This window comes from Collinsella sp. TF11-5AC (assembly GCF_003436775.1).
Classification (GTDB): domain Bacteria; phylum Actinomycetota; class Coriobacteriia; order Coriobacteriales; family Coriobacteriaceae; genus Collinsella.
In genome coordinates this window covers 49600-65405 of record NZ_QSQO01000004.1, presented here as the reverse complement: position 1 = coordinate 65405, position 15806 = coordinate 49600, and the positions used below count along the sequence as shown (strand labels likewise).

The window sequence follows — 15806 nt, the reverse complement described above, 5'->3', positions numbered from 1 at the left end:
TCGACCCGAAAGGTGTGCCTATGCCCTCATCTGCACCGCGCGGTCTGCGCTCCGACCATGTCGTCACCGTCGGCATCGCCCTGTTCTCGATGCTCTTTGGCGCCGGCAACCTTATTATCCCGCCGCTGCTGGCGCTGCAGGCAGGCTCTGCCACGCCGGTTGCCATGCTTGGCTTTCTCATTGCCGCCATCGGCCTGCCCGTCATGGGCTTTATCGCCGTTGCGCTTGCCGGAACGGCGCGCGAGCTTGCCGGCCGCGTGCACCCCAAGTTTGGCGAGTTCTTTGTTGCGGCGGTGTATCTGGCCATTGGCCCGTGCCTGGCCATTCCGCGCACGAGCTCCACGGCCTTCGAGATGCTGGTGCCGCTGCTGCCCGAGGGCGTCTCGCTCAGCACGGCACGCCTGGTGTTTGCCGTTGGATTCTTTATCATCGCGTTTGCGCTCACGCTGCGCCCCGGCGTCATCACGCGCGTGCTCGGCCGCATTACGGGCCCCGCGCTCATTGCCCTTATCGTATTGGTCGTGGGTGCCGCTGTGGTCTCGCCGCTGGGCTCCGCTGCCGCGCCGCAGGCTCCCTATAATGCTGGCGCTGCCGTACAGGGCTTTTTGACCGGCTATCAGACCATGGACCTGCTCGCGTCGCTCGCCTTTGGCATCATCATCGCCGAGACCATCCACGAGCTGGGTGTTACCGATGACAAGCGCGTTGCCTTCGAGATTTCGCGCTCCGGCGTGATCGCCGGTGTGCTCATGGCCATCATCTACTGCGGCTTGGGCCTTGCCGGCGCGCAGCTCAGCACCGTGATGCCCGATGCCACCAACGGTGCCGCCATCCTCGCCCGTTCCGCCTCTATGCACTTTGGCCTCGCCGGCACGGTCGTGGTCTTTGCGATCTTCTTCCTTGCTTGCATGAACGTGTGCATCGGCCTTATCAGCTGCTGTTCGCGCTATTTCTGCGAGACGTATGTGGTCAAAGGGGGAGCGGAGGCTTCCGAGGAGGCCATGCGCCGCCCCTTTGCGGCTCTCGCCTTTGTGTTCGCGGCGTTTTCGTGCGTGCTTTCCAACGTGGGCCTCGACGTGATTCTTATGTTCTCGGTGCCCATGCTCAACGCCCTGTACCCCGTCGCCATCGTGCTGGTGCTTATGGGTCTGGTGCACGGTTTTTGCGACGCGCATCCGCAGGTGTGGGTCTGGGTCGGCGGCGTTGTCGCAGTGCAGAGCGTGATTACCTCGGTCCGCGACGCGTTCTTTGCGGGCGCGTGGCTGCCGTTCGATGCGTTGCCGCTGGCGGATATCGGTGCCGCGTGGGCGCCGGTTGCCGTGGTTGCCTTTGTGATCGGTCTGCTCCATAGTCGTTTTGTCGCACATTCGAGGAGCTAAGGCATCAATGCTTGCACAGGCGGGGAGTCTCCCCTATAATTTCCTTCGCTTTGGGACACGCAAGGTTTAGACCTTAGCTGCTCAACACCTTCGGGACGTGGCGCAGTTTGGTAGCGCGCCTGCTTTGGGAGCAGGATGTCGCAGGTTCAAATCCTGTCGTCCCGACCATATCTTGCGGGCGTAGTTCAATGGTAGAACCCCAGCCTTCCAAGCTGATGACGCGGGTTCGATTCCCGTCGCCCGCTCCATATGAATTGTTTTAACGGCTTTGGTTTCCTTTGGGAATCAGAGCTGTTTTCGTTTACGCGCCGGGCGACGGGAATCGAACCCGCCAGGGTGCGGAGCTGAGAAAATGCGTGAGCATTTTCCAGCGCAGCACGCAAGGGCCGAAGGCCCGCAGCGAAACAAGGATTTGCGAAGCGAATCCTTGGACTTCCCGTCGCCCGCTCCATATGAATTGTTTTAACGGCTTTGGTTTCCTTTGGGAACAGAGCCATTTTCATAAGTGTGCCGGGTGATGGAAATCGATCCCGCACCGCAACTTAGGTGGGCATGGGGTTAGCTGCGGGGGCGATGACGGAGCTTGTCGATGGTGGAGTCGATGCTTCGGCTGCGGGCTTCGGCTGCGGTTTGGCGCTTGCGGCGGTAATCGATCATGCCTTGGATGATGGGTTTGCCAAAGCTCACGACATCATCGTTGTAGATGGCGGTTCGGGCTGCGAGGAGGCAGTCGGTAAAGTCCATATGAGTCTTGCCAAAGAGTTTGACGGCAAGGGCGACAACGGTGGGCTCGTCGACCATGACGTCATCGAGCGGCCTTTTCATGGCCGCAGCAATCTCAACGCGGGGAACCTTATAGACGTCGCGCAGCGTGACTACGACGCGCGTGATGATTTCGGGGTAGACACGAGCGGTGCGGGTGGCGATGACCTTGGCGGCGCGCGGTGACAGGACTTCGTCGTCGTCGAGCAGATAGCGCAGGATGACGGTCTCGTCGATGATGGTGCTACTCATGGATATCTACTTCCTCGGGACCCAAAATCGAATCGTCGCTTTCTGTAGCAAGGTATTCAATCCAGGCATTGCGCTCCTCGGAGCGACGATTGGGGTCCCCATATGCTTTAAGCGATCCATAGGCGGCGGTGCCGTCCTTTGAGCGTACGGCGACCGGCTGAAAGGGGAGCTTGCGCATCAAAATGCTCTGCGCGACAAATAGACGTACGGCCTCGGCGAGCGATGTGCCCATGGCGTCGTAGAGACGCTCGGCATGCTGCTTGTCTTCCTCGTGAATGCGCACCTGCAGGATGGCTCTTTTTTGAGTCGATGACATCACTGGCCTCCCTTAATGAGCGTGCAATAAGAATGGTCAATACGATATGTGCTGACAATAGCCAATCTTTTACCCACGACCTTATTGCACTCGAGTAATTGAGTGTAAACGATATTACAAACGTACTACATTCACCAGAAACGAGCGGGAAATCTTTCTTGGGCGTACGCATGTAATACACTCACCTTTATAGCTACTCAAGAATAATCCTAACCAGCCCAAACCCCTGCAATACACTCGTAATGCAGGGCCTATGCTCAAGTTTACCCCCTGCAACTGCGTATATTTAACCTGTATACCGTTGGAGATATTCTACCGAGTGCCTGTTTCGCCGCATGCTCTCGATACGCCGATGCCGGATCACGGGCGGTCCGGGGCAACGTCGACAGGGTCTCTCCGGCATGGGATTCAGGAGGGAGTGAACAACATGGGCAATAAACGAGTCGTAGCCGATTCATCGCGCTGCATTGGGTGCCAAACCTGCATGGCAGCGTGTATCGAGGCACACGACATCCCCGGCAACATTGCCGCGCCGCGTCTGCGCGTGACGCGTACGTACGAGATCTCCGCACCGGTGGCTTGCCATCACTGCGAGGATGCCCCGTGCGCTAAGGCCTGCCCCACGGGCGCCTTGTTCTTTGATCCAAAGAACCATCGCATCGGCGTCAACGAGGACAACTGCATCGGCTGCAAGAGCTGCGTCATGGCCTGCCCCTTTGGCGCCGTGAGCGTGGCGACCACGCAGGTCCCCGTCTTGATGGGCGACGTGCGCGTGGGTTCGCAGACCAAGAGCTTCGTGCTCAAGTGCGACCTGTGCGTGGACCGTCCCGGCGGTCCGGCGTGTGCCGAAGCGTGCCCGACTAAGGGCCTCACCCTGGTAGACGAGGAGCGCCTGGCGGAACTGACCGCCGAGCGTGCCCGCGCCACCATCGAAAACGAGGCGTAGGCGGGCGGCCATACAGGCCCAATGATTGTCAAACAAGAACCGATTAATCGGTAGCAGAGAAAGGAAGGAGGGTGTCATGGAGAAGCATAAAGTGATCTGCCCGTACTGCGGTGCCGGTTGCCAGTTTAACCTCTTGGTCCAAAACGGCCAGGTCGTGGGTACCGAACCGCTTAACGGCATCACCAACCAGGGCGAGCTGTGCCTTAAGGGCATGAGTGGCTACGACTTCATCAACGACACCAAGATCTTGACTCCTCGCGTACTGCACCCGATGATCCGCCGCACCAAGGGCGCGGATCTTGAGCGCGTAAGCTGGGACGAGGCACTGGATTTCACCGCATCTAAGATGCAGGCCATAATTGACGAATATGGTCCTAACGCTGTCATGACCACCGGCTCTTCGCGAGGCGGCGGCAATGAGGCGAACTACGTCATGCAGAAGTTTACGCGTGCGTGCATCGGCACCCACAGCGTGGACAACTGCGCCCGTACTTGACACGGCCCTACTGTCCTCGGTCTGATGGACACGGTTGGTTCAGGTTGCATGTCATGCTCCATCCCCGGTATGGAGGATGCGGGCTGCATTTTCCTCTTCGGCTATAACCCTGCCGATTCGCACCCCATCGTCGCAAGGCGTATCGTGCGAGCCAAAGAAAAGGGTTGCAAGATCATCGTCGCCGACCCGCGCCATATCGAAACCGCGCGTATCGCCGATCTCTACCTTCCGATCAAGAACGGTTGCAATGTTGCGTTCCTCAACGCCTTTGCCAACTGTCTGGTCAATGATGGCCTCTACGACAAGGAATTCGTCGCCGAGCATACGAACGGCTTTGACGAGTGGTGGGAGACCATCAAGAACTACACTCCCGAATCCGTACAGGACATCACGGGTGTCGATCCCGCGCTGATCCACCAAGCTGCCGAGATGTACGCCACGGCGAAGCCTTCTGCCATCATTGGCTGGGGCATGGGCGTATGCCAGCAGAAGCAGAACCTGAAGACGGTGCACACCATCGCCTCCATCGCCTGCGTTGCCGGCCAGATCGGCAAACCCAACTCCGGCCTCGCGCCCGTGCGCGGTCAGAATAACGTCCAGGGCTCCTGCGATATGGGCATGCTGCCCAACCTGTACCCTGGCTACCAGAAAGTCACCGACCCCGCCGCTCGCGCCAAGTTTGCCAAGGCTTGGGGCGTGCCCGAGGAAAAGCTCCCGCTCGAGGAGGGCTACAAGCTCACCGACCTGGGCCACCTGGTCGACGAGGGCAAGGTGCACTGCTTCTACAACTACGGCGAGGACCCGGTGCAGACCGAGCCCGATTCGGCCGGTATGCGCAAGACGCTCTCCGAGCTGGATCTGTTCATTTGCCAGGACATCTTTATGACGCAGACGACCATGCTCGCCGACGTCATCCTGCCCGCTACCTCTTGGGGCGAGCACGAGGGTGTCTTTACCGCATCCGACCGTAGCTTCCAGCACTTTGACGCGGCCGTTCCGCCCAAGGGCGAGTGCCGTCACGACTGGGAGATCTTCGCGGACCTGTCCACGCGTATGGGCTATCCCATGCACTACGACAACACCGAGCAGATCTGGAACGAGTGCATTAGCCTGTGCCCCAACTTTGTGGGCGCGACCTACGAGAAGATGGCTCCCGAGGGCGGCTACGCCCAGTGGCCCGTCAAGAGCACCGATGTGAACGACCACGGCACGGCCGACATGTTCGCTGGTGGCAAGTTCACCACCAAGGACGGCCGCGCCAACCTGATGGCGCACGACTGGGAGGCGCCCTCCGAGCTTCCCGACGATGAGTACCCGCTCATCCTGTGCACCGTCCGCGAGGTCGGCCACTACAGCTGCCGCTCGATGACCGGCAACTGCAAGACGCTGGCGCTGCTTGCCGACGAGCCCGGCTTTGTCCGCATGAATCCCGCGGACGCCCAGGCGCGCGGCATCAAGAACGGCGACATCGTCTCGATTCACAGCCGCCGCGGCCAGGTATACAGCCGCGCCGACGTGAGCGACCGTATCAACAAGGGCACGGTCTATATGACCTACCAGTGGTGGATCGGCAAGTGCAACGAGCTGACCATGCACAAGGTCGACCCGGTCTCGCACACGCCCGAGGACAAGTTCTCCGCCTGCCAGGTCGACGCCATTGCCGACCAGGTTTGGGCCGAGGGCGAAGTCGAGCGCCAGTACACCGAGCTCAAGCAGGCTCTGGTCGACGCCGCCGCTCCCCAGGACGTTGAGCCTGGCGCCGCCAAGTTCGACGACGAGACGCACGTGAACCAAATCGTGTAGTCCCGTTCTCGTTGGCTTTTTGGGCCGGGCGTCCCGTACGTTCGGGAGCCCGGCCCGTTATTTTGAAAGGAAGTGGGGATGAACCGCTTCATCGACATCAACCCGGAGAGGTGCATCGGCTGCGGAACATGCCAGTCCGCCTGTGCCGACGCCCACCGGATGCAGGGTCTTCAGGATACGCCGCGCCTGGCGCTCGTGAAGACCGGCGGTATTTCGGCCGCCCTTGCCTGCCACCATTGCGAGGGTGCCCCCTGCGCCGAGGTCTGCCCGGTGAATGCCATCGAGCACGATGGCGATCGCATCCACGTCAAGGAGCAGGAGTGCATCGGGTGCAGGCTGTGCGCCATCGCGTGCCCCTTCGGAGCCATCCACCCCGATGGCACGTCTATCGCCGGTGTCGCAGGCATGTGCGACCCGACGCCTTCGTATCCTAAGTCCCTGAGCAGCCTTCTTACGTGGGCTCCCGGCCAGTACACCTGCGCTGTCAAGTGCGACCTGTGCGCCTTCGATCCGGACGGCCCGCATTGTGTGGCGGCGTGCCCCACCAAGGCGCTGACCGTCATGGGCGGCGCGGCCGATCGCGAGCTCGACGAGGCCAAGCGCCTGCGCTCGATCGAAAACGGTCCGGTCGTCGACGTTACCGCTGTGGCCCAGGGCCTGTCCGAGAAAGCAGAAGGGAGCGTAAACAATGGATAGCATGACGCTGTTTATCGCATCGCTTGCCGTCTCGTGCATCGGTGCGCTCGCCTCGGTTCTGCTGATCAAGGCCGATAACGCCGCCAAGACCGCCGGCTGCCTTATCGGCGCCGTCGCCGCGGTGCTTTCGTTCATCGCGGGCCTCGAGGCCGTGCTTGGCGACGTTTCGTCCCTCAACACGGTCTTCTTCTTCCCGTTCGCCCGTCTCGAGCTCTTGCTCAACGGCCTTGCGGGCCTGATCGTGGTCCTCATCTCGATTCTCGCCTTTGCGGGCTTCATCTACGGTCTGTCCTACTTCGACGAGTACCCGGGCAAGGTCGGGCGCGCCGGCTTCTTTATGAACACCTTCGTCGCCTCGATGATGCTCGTCATCACCGCCGACAACGTGTTCTGGTTCCTGGTCGCCTTTGAGCTCATGTCCCTTACGAGCTACTTCCTTGTCGTTATCGAGGAGAACAAGAACTCCATTAGGGGCGGTTGGCTCTACTTCGTCATCGCGCACGTGGGCTTCGTTCTCATCATGGCGAGCTTCCTGCTCATGACCAACGGCGTGGGCGGTTCCTTCAGCTTCAGTGATTTCCGTACGCATGACTTTGGACCCGCCGTCTCCTCCGCGTGCTTCGTCCTCGCGTTCTTCGGATTTGGCGCGAAGGCCGGTATCATCCCGCTGCACTCCTGGCTGCCCCAGGCGCACCCCGAGGCGCCGTCCAACGTGTCCGCCCTCATGTCCGGCGGCATGATCAAGATCGGCATCCTGGGAATCCTCAAGGTCGGTCTCGACCTGCTCGCGGGTTCGGGCGTCCAGCTCTGGTGGGGCCTCATGGTCCTGGTCTTCGGATCCATCTCGTCGGTCCTGGGTGTCGTCTACGCCCTCCACGAGCACGACATCAAGCGCCTGCTTGCCTATCACTCCGTCGAGAACATCGGCATCATCTTGCTCGGTGTCGGCGCGTCCATGACGGCGCACGCCCTGGGCAACGACGTCATCGCGACGATCGCGCTCATGGCCGCCCTCTACCACACGCTCAACCACGCCATGTTCAAGGGCGAGCTGTTCCTCGGCGCGGGCTCCCTGCTCTATGCCACGGGTACGCGCAACATGGAGAAGATGGGCGGTCTGTTCCGCCGCATGCCGGTCACGGCCGTCTGCTTCCTCATCGGTGCCCTTGCCATCTCGGCCATCCCGCCGCTCAACGGCTTCGTTTCCGAGTGGTTCACCTACCAGTCCCTGTTCAACATCTCGACGCTCTCCGACCCGGTCGTCATGGTGTTCGCCGTCGCCTCCGCGGCCGCCCTCGCCATCACCGGTGCCCTGGCCGTCACGTGCTTCGTGAAGGCCTACGGCGTCTCGTTCGCGAGCAGCCCTCGTTCCCAGGAGGCCGCGAACGCCAAGGAGTCCCCGGCTCCGATGTTGTTCTCGCAGATGCTCCTCGCGGCCATCTGCGTGGTACTGGGAATCGGCTCCCCGGTCATCGCCCCGGTTCTGGGCGACGTCGCCCAGAGCGTGCTTGCCGGCTCCGCCGTCACAGCCACCTCGGGCGTGTCTCTCGTGAACGAGATTTCCGGTGCCGCCACCTCCACCCCCGCGATCGCCATCGCGCTCGTGGTCCTCACCGGCCTCGCGTTCGCGCTGAGGTCCTGCCTCGGCGCCAAGGCCCCCGCTAAGAAGACCGACCCTTGGGCGTGCGGCTACGAGCCCAACGAGCACATGCCCGTCGTCGCCACGAGCTTCGCGTCCGACGTCGAACTCTTCATGGGCCCGCTCTACACCCTGCGCGAGGTATGCACCAAGATCTGCTGGTCCATCGCGCACGTGTTCCAGAAGCTCACCGGTGTCGCCCAGGGCGTCGAGCCCCTGCCCGACCGTTTCCTGGTCGATGCACCGAGCGAGGGTGCCGACAAGCTGGCCGGCCTCGCCTCCAAGATCGAGGGCGGCAACTACTCCGTATACATCTGCTACATCGTCGCGGCGCTCGTGGTCTTCCTCGTGCTCGCCGTGGTCATGGTCTAGAGAGGGGAGAGGATATTATGAACATCGTTCTTGCGATGGCGCAGGGCCTCGTGGTCATGCTGGTCGCGCCCTTCTTCTCCGGCCTCGCCCGTGTGATTCGCGCGAAGATGCACAATCGCCGCGGTCCGTCCATCCTTCAGGATTACCGGGACCTCGCGAAGCTCATGGCGCGTCCCGAGTCCGTGAGTTCCGACTCGAGCTTCGTGCTGCGCATCATGCCGCCGCTGTTCCTCGCGGTGTCGTTTATGCTCGCCATGGGCCTGCCCATGTTCACGCTCCAGAGCCCCATGCCCGTCTTTGGTGACGCCATCACCATCATGTACGCGCTCGCGCTGTCCCGCTTCTTCTTCGCGCTGTCCGGCGTGGATTCCTCCAACGCCTACGCGGGCTTCGGCGGTATCCGCGAGCTCCTCATGAGCGTGCTCATCGAGCCGTCCATGCTCATCGCGCTGTTCACCGTCGCCATCGTGTGCGGCTCCACGGACATTGCGACCATGGGTCAGCACATCGTTACGGGCAACGTCTCGAGCGTCGTCGCCGTTATCCTCGCCGGCGTCGCCTTCGCGGCCGCCTGTTACATGGAGCTCGGCAAGCTTCCGTTCGATCAGGCCGAAGCCGAGCAGGAGCTCCAGGAGGGCCCGCTCGCTGAGCTCTCCGGCCCGTCCCTGGCCATGATGAAGCTCGCCATGGGCATGAAGCAGGTCGTGGTCGTCGCTTGGTTCACCTCCATCTTCATCCCCTGGGGAGAGCCCGCGACCATCGGCGTCACCGCTCTCGTGGGCGCCGTCGTCTTCCTCGTCAAGTGCCTGGTCGATTTCGTCGTCTGCGGCGTGCTCGAGAACTCCGTTTCCCGTTCGCGCTTCAAGGTGCTCGGTAACCAGACCTGGGCCGTCGTCGGCATCGCGGTCCTCGCGTTCGTCTTCGTCGTCGTAGGCGTGTAGGGAGAAGGGAGAAACTATGTCAATCGAATCGAGCTTGTCCCTCTTTGCCATGGTGGCGATCGCCGTCCCCATGCTGGGCTCCCTGCTCATCGTCATGCTGCCGCGTCCCTACGCTAAATGGATCTGCGCCTTTGCCGGCGGCATCGCCACGGTCGCTTCCGTTGGCTTGGCCGCGACGTTTGCCGGAAACGGCATGAACGCGGTCGATGTAACCTGGGCGAGTATGGGCCAGACCTTGGTCATGGGCTTCATATTCGACCGGATGAGCACGCTGCTCGCACCCGCGTTCGTCGCTATCGGCCTGCTCGTCGTCATCTATTCGTTCCCGTACATGAGCGATAAGAATAAGGAGCATCCCGACGCGCCCCGTCGTCGCTTCTACGTGTACTTCTCCACGTTCATCGGCGCCATGGCCGGTCTCGCCTACAGCTCCACCATCGTCGGCCAGCTCGTTTTCTTCGAGATCACCGGTGTGTGCTCCTGGGGCCTCATCAGCTACTACATGACGCCCACGGCCAAGAAGGCCGGTATGAAGGCGCTCATCATCACCCATATCGGCGCTCTGGGACTCTACATCGGCGCGGCCTTCCTGTTCGCCGGAACCGGCACGTTCGCGCTGAGCGCGATCTCCCAGCTCGATTCCGGTATGAAGACCGTCGTGCTGCTGCTCATCCTGTTCGCTGCTTGGGCCAAGTCCGCCCAGTTCCCGCTCTACATGTGGCTGCCCTCCGCAATGGAGGCCCCCACGCCCGTTTCCGCCTACCTTCATGGCGCGTCCATGGTTAAGGTCGGCGTGTGCGTGTTCGCCCGCGCTCTTGCGAGCGCCGGCGATATCCCCGAGATCGTCGGTTGGTTCGCCATCATCGACGCCGTCGTGACCATGCTCTTCGGCTTCCTCATGTACCTGCCCCAGAAGGATATGAAGCGCCTGCTCGCCTTCTCGACGATCGCGCAGCTCGCCTACGTGTTCTTTGGCCTGGGCCTCTCCGTGTTCGGAAGCCAGATGGCGTTTAACGGCGCCGTCGAGCACATCTTTAACCACGCGTTCACCAAGACCCTGTTCTTCCTCATCGCTGGCTCTCTCAGCTTCACGCTGGGAACCCGTATGCTGCCCAAGATCCAGGGCCTCATGAAGAAGTACCCGGTCACGGGCGTGGGCTTTGCGGTCGCCGCGACCGCTATCGCCGGCGTGCCCCCCATGAGCACGTTCTTTTCCAAGTTCCAGATCATTTCCGGTGGCTTCGCGGTTGGTGCTACCAACACGGTCATCTTTGTCCTCGTGTGCGTCATGGTCGTCGAGACCGTCGCCACCTTCGCATGGTTCCTGCGTTGGATGGGTAAGGTCCTGCCCGGTGAGCCGAGCGAGACCGTGGCCGCCGGCCAGCCCCTTCCGCGCGCCATGGCGTTCGTGTTCGTCGTCCTCATGATCATGGTCGTCGTCGCCGGTCCTCTGTCCTCTAGTTGGATGGGTTAGGAGGTAGGACATGGGTTATTCGTTAGTCAATATCCTGGGCGGTCTTCTGATCGTGACCTCCACCATGGTGGTCGTCTCGAAGACCATCCCGTCCGCCATCAAGTGGTACGCGATCCAGTCGGTTGTCCTGGTGGGCGTGCTGCTCACCCTGGGCCTCACCACCGGTGCCACCGAGCTTCTCATGTGGGCCGCGTCGGCCTTCGTCACCAAGGTGATCCTCGTTCCGTTCATTCTCAACCGTGCCTACAAGAAGATGGGTTCGCCTGCCGATAGCACGCTGACCTCCTCCATCAAGCCGGCCTGGACCATCATCCTCACCGGTCTGGAGGTGGCCGTCTGCTTCGCGGTGGTCACGCGCCTGAGCCTGCCCACCGCCGAGGTGGCCACTCCGGCCCTCGCCATCAGCTTCGCGCACTTCTTCGTCGGCCTCACGTGCATCATCTCCCAGCGCAACATCCTCAAGCAGATCTTCGGGTACTGCCTTATGGAGAACGGTAGCCACGTGACGCTCGCTCTGCTCGCGCCCACGGCCCCCGAGATCATCGAGATCGGCATCGCCACCGACGCCATCTTCGCCGTCATCATCATGTCCGCCGTCGTCGTGAGGATTTGGAACGACACCAAGTCGCTCGACTCCCACGACCTGACCGAATTGAAGGGGTAGGCCATGGATGTTTCAATGCTGACGGTCGCCCTGCTCGCTTGTCCTCTCGTGTTCTCCCTGATTATGGCTGCGCTCCCCAAGACGACGTCCTACAACGTCTTCGCGGGGCTCAACACCATCTCCGTCGCGGCGACCCTTGTCCTTTCGGTCGTCACCGCGGGAACCATGCTCTCGAGCGGGCAGAATATCGACGCTTTGGGCCTGTGGCTCCATCTCGATTCGCTCTCGTCGATCTTCGTCCTTCTGGTAGGCATCATCGGGTTCATCACCGGCGTGTACTCCATCTCCTATATCAAGATCGATATCGAGGAGAAGACCATGCCGGCCGAGCGCACCAAGCAGTACTACGCGCTGTTCAGCCTGTTCGTCTTCACGATGCTGCTCGCCTGCCTGTCCAACAACATCATCCTCACCTGGGCGGCGGTCGAGGCCACTACGCTGTCGACCGTGTTCCTCGTGGGCATCTACAAGAACAAGCAGGCGCTCGAGGCGTCTTGGAAGTACGCGATGGTCTGCACCGCCGGTGTGGCCTTCGGCCTGTTCGGCACGCTGCTCATCTACGCGAACGCCGCCGATATCATGCCCAACGCGCATGAGGCCGCCTTCCTCACCTCCATCATGCCCTACGCCGACCAGTTCGACCCGATGCTCGTGCGCCTCGCGTTCGCGTTCATCGTCATCGGCTTCGGCACCAAGGCGGGCCTGTTCCCCATGCACACCTGGCTGCCCGACGCGCACTCCCAGGCTCCGAGCCCGGTCTCCGCGCTGCTCTCGGGCGTGCTGCTCAAGTGCGCCATGCTGGTGATCATCCGCTTCTACTCCCTGTCCATCATCACGGTGGGCGACACCTATCCGCGAACGCTCCTGCTCATCCTGGGCACGCTGTCCATCCTGGTGGCTGCCCTGTGCATCTTCAAGCAGGACGATATCAAGCGCCGCTTCGCGTACTCCTCCGTCGACAACGTCGGCGTGGTCGCGCTGTGCCTGGGTATCGGTGGCCCGCTCGGTATCGCCGCCTGCCTGCTGCACTGCATCTTCCACGGCTTCACGAAGGCGCTCGCCTTCTGCATGGCCGGTAACATCCAGCACATCTACCACACCCGCGACCTGAACAAGATCAAGGGCGTCGTCGAGATCGCTCCCGTCACGGCAGCGCTCACCATCATCGCCCTGCTCGCGCTCGCCGCCTTCCCGCCGTTCGCCCTGTTCATCTCCGAGTTCCTCACCTTCGTGGCCGGCGTTCAGTCCGGTCCCATCTGGGTGGTCGTGCTCGTGGCCATCGGCCTCACCGGCGTGTACTTCGCCCTTACCGGCATCGCGCTCAAGTCCATCTTCGGCAAGGCGCCCGAGGGCATGAAGCGCCACGAGGTGCCCGCCCTCATGATCATCCCCGAGATCGCCCTCGCGATCGTGGTCATGTGGTTCGGTATCGCCACCCCGGTCGCCATCACGAGCGGCGTCGAGGATGCAACGTCCGTCGTTTTGAACCAGAGCGTCGAAGAGCTCCACGAGGCCCCTCTCTACCGCATGGTGTTCAGTTCCCAGACCAAGACAAGTGAGGTGAATTAGCACCATGGCAGAACCTGAAAAGAAGGACTACGCTCGTCGCTGCGAAAGCCACGTCGAGGCCCTGCGCGCTGCAGTGCCGGGCGCTATCGAGAAGGTCGAATGGCAGTGCGAGGACCAGCTGACGATCACCGTCAAGCTGGACCGTCTGCCCGAGGCCGTCCACTACCTGTATTACGAGCGCTACGGCTGGATTCCTGTGATTGTCGGCAACGACGAGCGCAGCCTGTGCGGCCGTTACGCCATGTACTACGTCATCTCCATGGAGGGGGAGGACCCCGGCTGGGTTACCGTGCGCACCGAGGTCGATCCCGCCAAGATGACGTTCCCGTCCGTGACGCCGTTCGTCCCCGCCTGCGTGTGGGGCGAGCGCGAGCTGCGCGACATGTTCGGCCTGATCCCCGAGGGTTTGCCCGACCGTCGCCGCCTGGTACTGCCCGATGACTGGCCCAGCGGCCTGTACCCGCTGCGCAAGGACTCCATGGACTACCGCTTCCGTCCCGCTCCCGCGAGCGACATGGAAAACTACGAGTTCTTGGCCGATACCAAGGGCAAGGAGACCACACTCGTCCCCATGGGCCCGTTGCACATCACCTCTGACGAGCCCGGCCACTTCCGCCTGTTCGTTGAGGGCGAGACGATCGTCGACGCCGACTACCGTCTGTTCTACGTGCACCGCGGCATGGAGAAGGTTGCCGAGACGCGCCTGAACTATGACGCCGTGACGTTCCTCGCCGACCGCATCTGCGGCATCTGCGGCTGCGCCCACTCGGTGGCCTATGCCGAGGCCGTCGAGCGCGCTCAGGGCATTCATGTTCCGCCGCGCGCCCAGTACATCCGCGCCATCATGCTTGAGGTCGAGCGTCTGCACTCGCATCTGCTCAACATTGGCCTGGCGTCGCACTACACGGGCTTCGACTCCGGCTTCCAGCAGTTCTTCCGCGTCCGCGAGAAGTCCATGGACCTGGCCGAGAAGCTCTCCGGTCACCGCAAGACCTACGGTCTCAACGTGATCGGCGGCGTGCGTCGCGACATTTTGGCCGAGCAGAAGCTCTCCACGCTCACGACCATCCACCAGCTGCGCTCCGAGGTTCAGGAGCTCGTCGACGTTTTGCTCTCGACGCCCAACTTCATTGAGCGTACGAGTGGCATCGGCATCTTGGACCGCAAGATCGCACGCGACTTCTCGCCGGTCGGCCCGCTCATGCGTGGCTCGGGCTATGCCCGCGACGTGCGCTTTGACCATCCCTTCGACGGCTACGCCGATCCGGATGTCCAAAAGATGCACGCCGCTACGGCCGACACCTGCGATGCCTTCGGCCGTACCGCCGTTCGCATCCAGGAGGTCTACGATTCGATCGACATGATCGAGACCATGCTCGAGAACTGCCCGTCGGGCCCCATCCTCACCACGGATTGGGAGTACACCCCGCACAAGTACGCCATCGGTGCCACCGAGGCGCCGCGCGGCGAGGACGTGCACTGGGCCATGCTCGGCAACAACCAGAAGTGCTACCGCTGGCGCGCCAAGGCCGCCACGTACAGCAACTGGCCGGTCCTGCGCTACATGTTCCGCGGCAACACCGTGGGCGACGCGGCGCTGATCGTCGGTTCGCTCGACCCGTGCTACTCCTGCACCGACCGCGTGACGGTGACCGACGTCGCCGCCAAGCGCGACCATGTGCTCGACAAGGAGCAGTTCGAGAACGTCTGGCGCGACAAGTCGCCGCTTGCGGGCGAGGGCACCATGGCCGCTCCGCTCGATGAGGAGGCGCTCTAATATGCTGAAGCTTTGGAAGGTCAACGCCAAGGCCGGCGACGCGACGGTCAAGTACCCGTTTGCGCCGTTCCCCACCAACAAGGACATGCGCGGCAAGCCCGAGCACAACGCGGAGCTCTGCATCGCCTGCGGTGCCTGCGGCGTGGCGTGCCCGGCCGATGCCATTCGCATGGACACCGACCTTGCGGCCGATACCATCACCTGGTCGATCGACTACGGTCGCTGCATCTTCTGCGGCCGCTGTGAGGAAGCCTGCCCCATGGAGGCCATCAAGCTTACCGAGGAGTTTGAGCTGGCCGTCATGAGCAAGGACGACCTCACCAGCAAGAGCGTCTATACGCTCGAGCACTGCTCGCGTTGCGGCAAGCCGTTTGCCCCGCACAAGGAGATCGACTACGCTAAGCGCCTGCTGCAAAAGGCCGGCGGCATGGAGGCCGAGCAGGCTGCCCGTACCGTCGGTATGTGCCAGGAGTGCAAGCGCGAGCTCGACGCCCTGCGCGCCGCCTCGGCCGTAAAGACCGGCAACGCGCGCGGCATGGCTGCCAACGAGACGCTTGCGTCCGGTGAGCCCCAGGGCCCCGGCATGGAGTATCTGGGCGGCCACGGCGTGAACCCGGAGTATATCGACCGCGAGCTCAACCCCGATGCGCCCAAGATTCCCGCCGGTCCGGCGCCGGTCGAGGGCATCATCATGGATTTTGAAACGAAGGAGGAGTAACC

13 protein-coding genes and 2 tRNA genes are annotated in these 15806 nt (G+C 62.3%); 13 read left to right on the top strand and 2 right to left on the bottom strand.

Going from position 1 to position 15806, the window contains the following annotated elements; translation table 11 throughout:
* Window positions 1-20 precede the first annotated feature (20 nt).
* From brnQ to DXD16_RS03310, 3 genes are all read left to right on the top strand, one after another.
* Entirely contained in the window at window positions 21-1379 is a 1359-nt protein-coding gene (gene brnQ / locus DXD16_RS03320) for a branched-chain amino acid transport system II carrier protein (RefSeq protein ID WP_117655109.1), read from the top strand.
* 91 nt (window positions 1380-1470) lie between these two features.
* Window positions 1471-1547 (top strand) — tRNA-Pro (locus DXD16_RS03315).
* 6 nt (window positions 1548-1553) lie between these two features.
* Window positions 1554-1627 (top strand) — tRNA-Gly (locus tag DXD16_RS03310).
* Between the two features lie 310 nt (window positions 1628-1937).
* Here the strand turns inward: DXD16_RS03310 and DXD16_RS03305 are convergent.
* Both DXD16_RS03305 and DXD16_RS03300 read right to left on the bottom strand, forming a co-directional pair.
* On the bottom strand, window positions 1938-2393 hold the full coding sequence (locus DXD16_RS03305; RefSeq protein ID WP_199408082.1) for a PIN domain-containing protein: 456 nt from the start codon (window positions 2391-2393) through the stop codon (window positions 1938-1940).
* Window positions 2386-2709, bottom strand: coding sequence for a type II toxin-antitoxin system RelB/DinJ family antitoxin (locus tag DXD16_RS03300; protein WP_117655108.1), 324 nt, complete (start codon window positions 2707-2709; stop codon window positions 2386-2388). The genes DXD16_RS03305 and DXD16_RS03300 overlap by 8 nt, the downstream gene beginning before the upstream one ends.
* Window positions 2710-2962: 253 nt before the next feature.
* On the opposite strand from DXD16_RS03300, the gene DXD16_RS03295 reads away from it, so the two are divergent.
* The 10 genes from DXD16_RS03295 (at window position 2963) to DXD16_RS03250 (ending at window position 15804) form a co-directional block, all read left to right on the top strand.
* A complete protein-coding gene (locus DXD16_RS03295; RefSeq protein ID WP_369831462.1) occupies window positions 2963-3655 on the top strand; it encodes a 4Fe-4S dicluster domain-containing protein in 693 nt (230 codons plus the stop codon).
* A gap of 76 nt (window positions 3656-3731) precedes the next feature.
* A complete protein-coding gene (fdhF, locus tag DXD16_RS03290) occupies window positions 3732-5954 on the top strand; it encodes a formate dehydrogenase subunit alpha (RefSeq protein ID WP_117655107.1) in 2223 nt (740 codons plus the stop codon).
* 78 nt (window positions 5955-6032) lie between these two features.
* Entirely contained in the window at window positions 6033-6650 is a 618-nt protein-coding gene (locus tag DXD16_RS03285; RefSeq protein WP_022095203.1) for a 4Fe-4S dicluster domain-containing protein, read from the top strand.
* Complete coding sequence (hyfB, locus tag DXD16_RS03280; protein WP_099431573.1) at window positions 6643-8661, top strand: hydrogenase 4 subunit B; 2019 nt, start codon at window positions 6643-6645, stop codon at window positions 8659-8661. Before DXD16_RS03285 ends, hyfB begins: the two co-directional genes overlap by 8 nt.
* Before the next feature lie 17 nt (window positions 8662-8678).
* Entirely contained in the window at window positions 8679-9602 is a 924-nt protein-coding gene (locus DXD16_RS03275) for a respiratory chain complex I subunit 1 family protein (RefSeq protein ID WP_006234113.1), read from the top strand.
* A gap of 16 nt (window positions 9603-9618) precedes the next feature.
* A complete protein-coding gene (locus DXD16_RS03270; protein ID WP_117655106.1) occupies window positions 9619-11076 on the top strand; it encodes a hydrogenase 4 subunit D in 1458 nt (485 codons plus the stop codon).
* 10 nt (window positions 11077-11086) lie between these two features.
* Window positions 11087-11740 carry a hydrogenase 4 membrane subunit gene (gene hyfE, locus DXD16_RS03265; RefSeq protein ID WP_099431574.1) on the top strand — a complete coding sequence of 218 codons (654 nt, stop codon included), beginning with the start codon at window positions 11087-11089 and terminating at the stop codon, window positions 11738-11740.
* Between the two features lie 3 nt (window positions 11741-11743).
* Window positions 11744-13309 (top strand): hydrogenase 4 subunit F, encoded by a 1566-nt coding sequence (locus DXD16_RS03260; RefSeq protein ID WP_099431575.1) that lies wholly within the window; start codon window positions 11744-11746, stop codon window positions 13307-13309.
* Between the two features lie 4 nt (window positions 13310-13313).
* Window positions 13314-15086: an NADH-quinone oxidoreductase subunit C gene (locus DXD16_RS03255; protein ID WP_117655105.1), complete on the top strand. Its 1773-nt coding sequence runs from the start codon at window positions 13314-13316 to the stop codon at window positions 15084-15086.
* Between the two features lies 1 nt (window position 15087).
* Window positions 15088-15804, top strand: coding sequence for a formate hydrogenlyase complex iron-sulfur subunit (locus DXD16_RS03250; RefSeq protein WP_117655104.1), 717 nt, complete (start codon window positions 15088-15090; stop codon window positions 15802-15804).
* The last annotated feature ends 2 nt before the right edge of the window (window positions 15805-15806 follow it).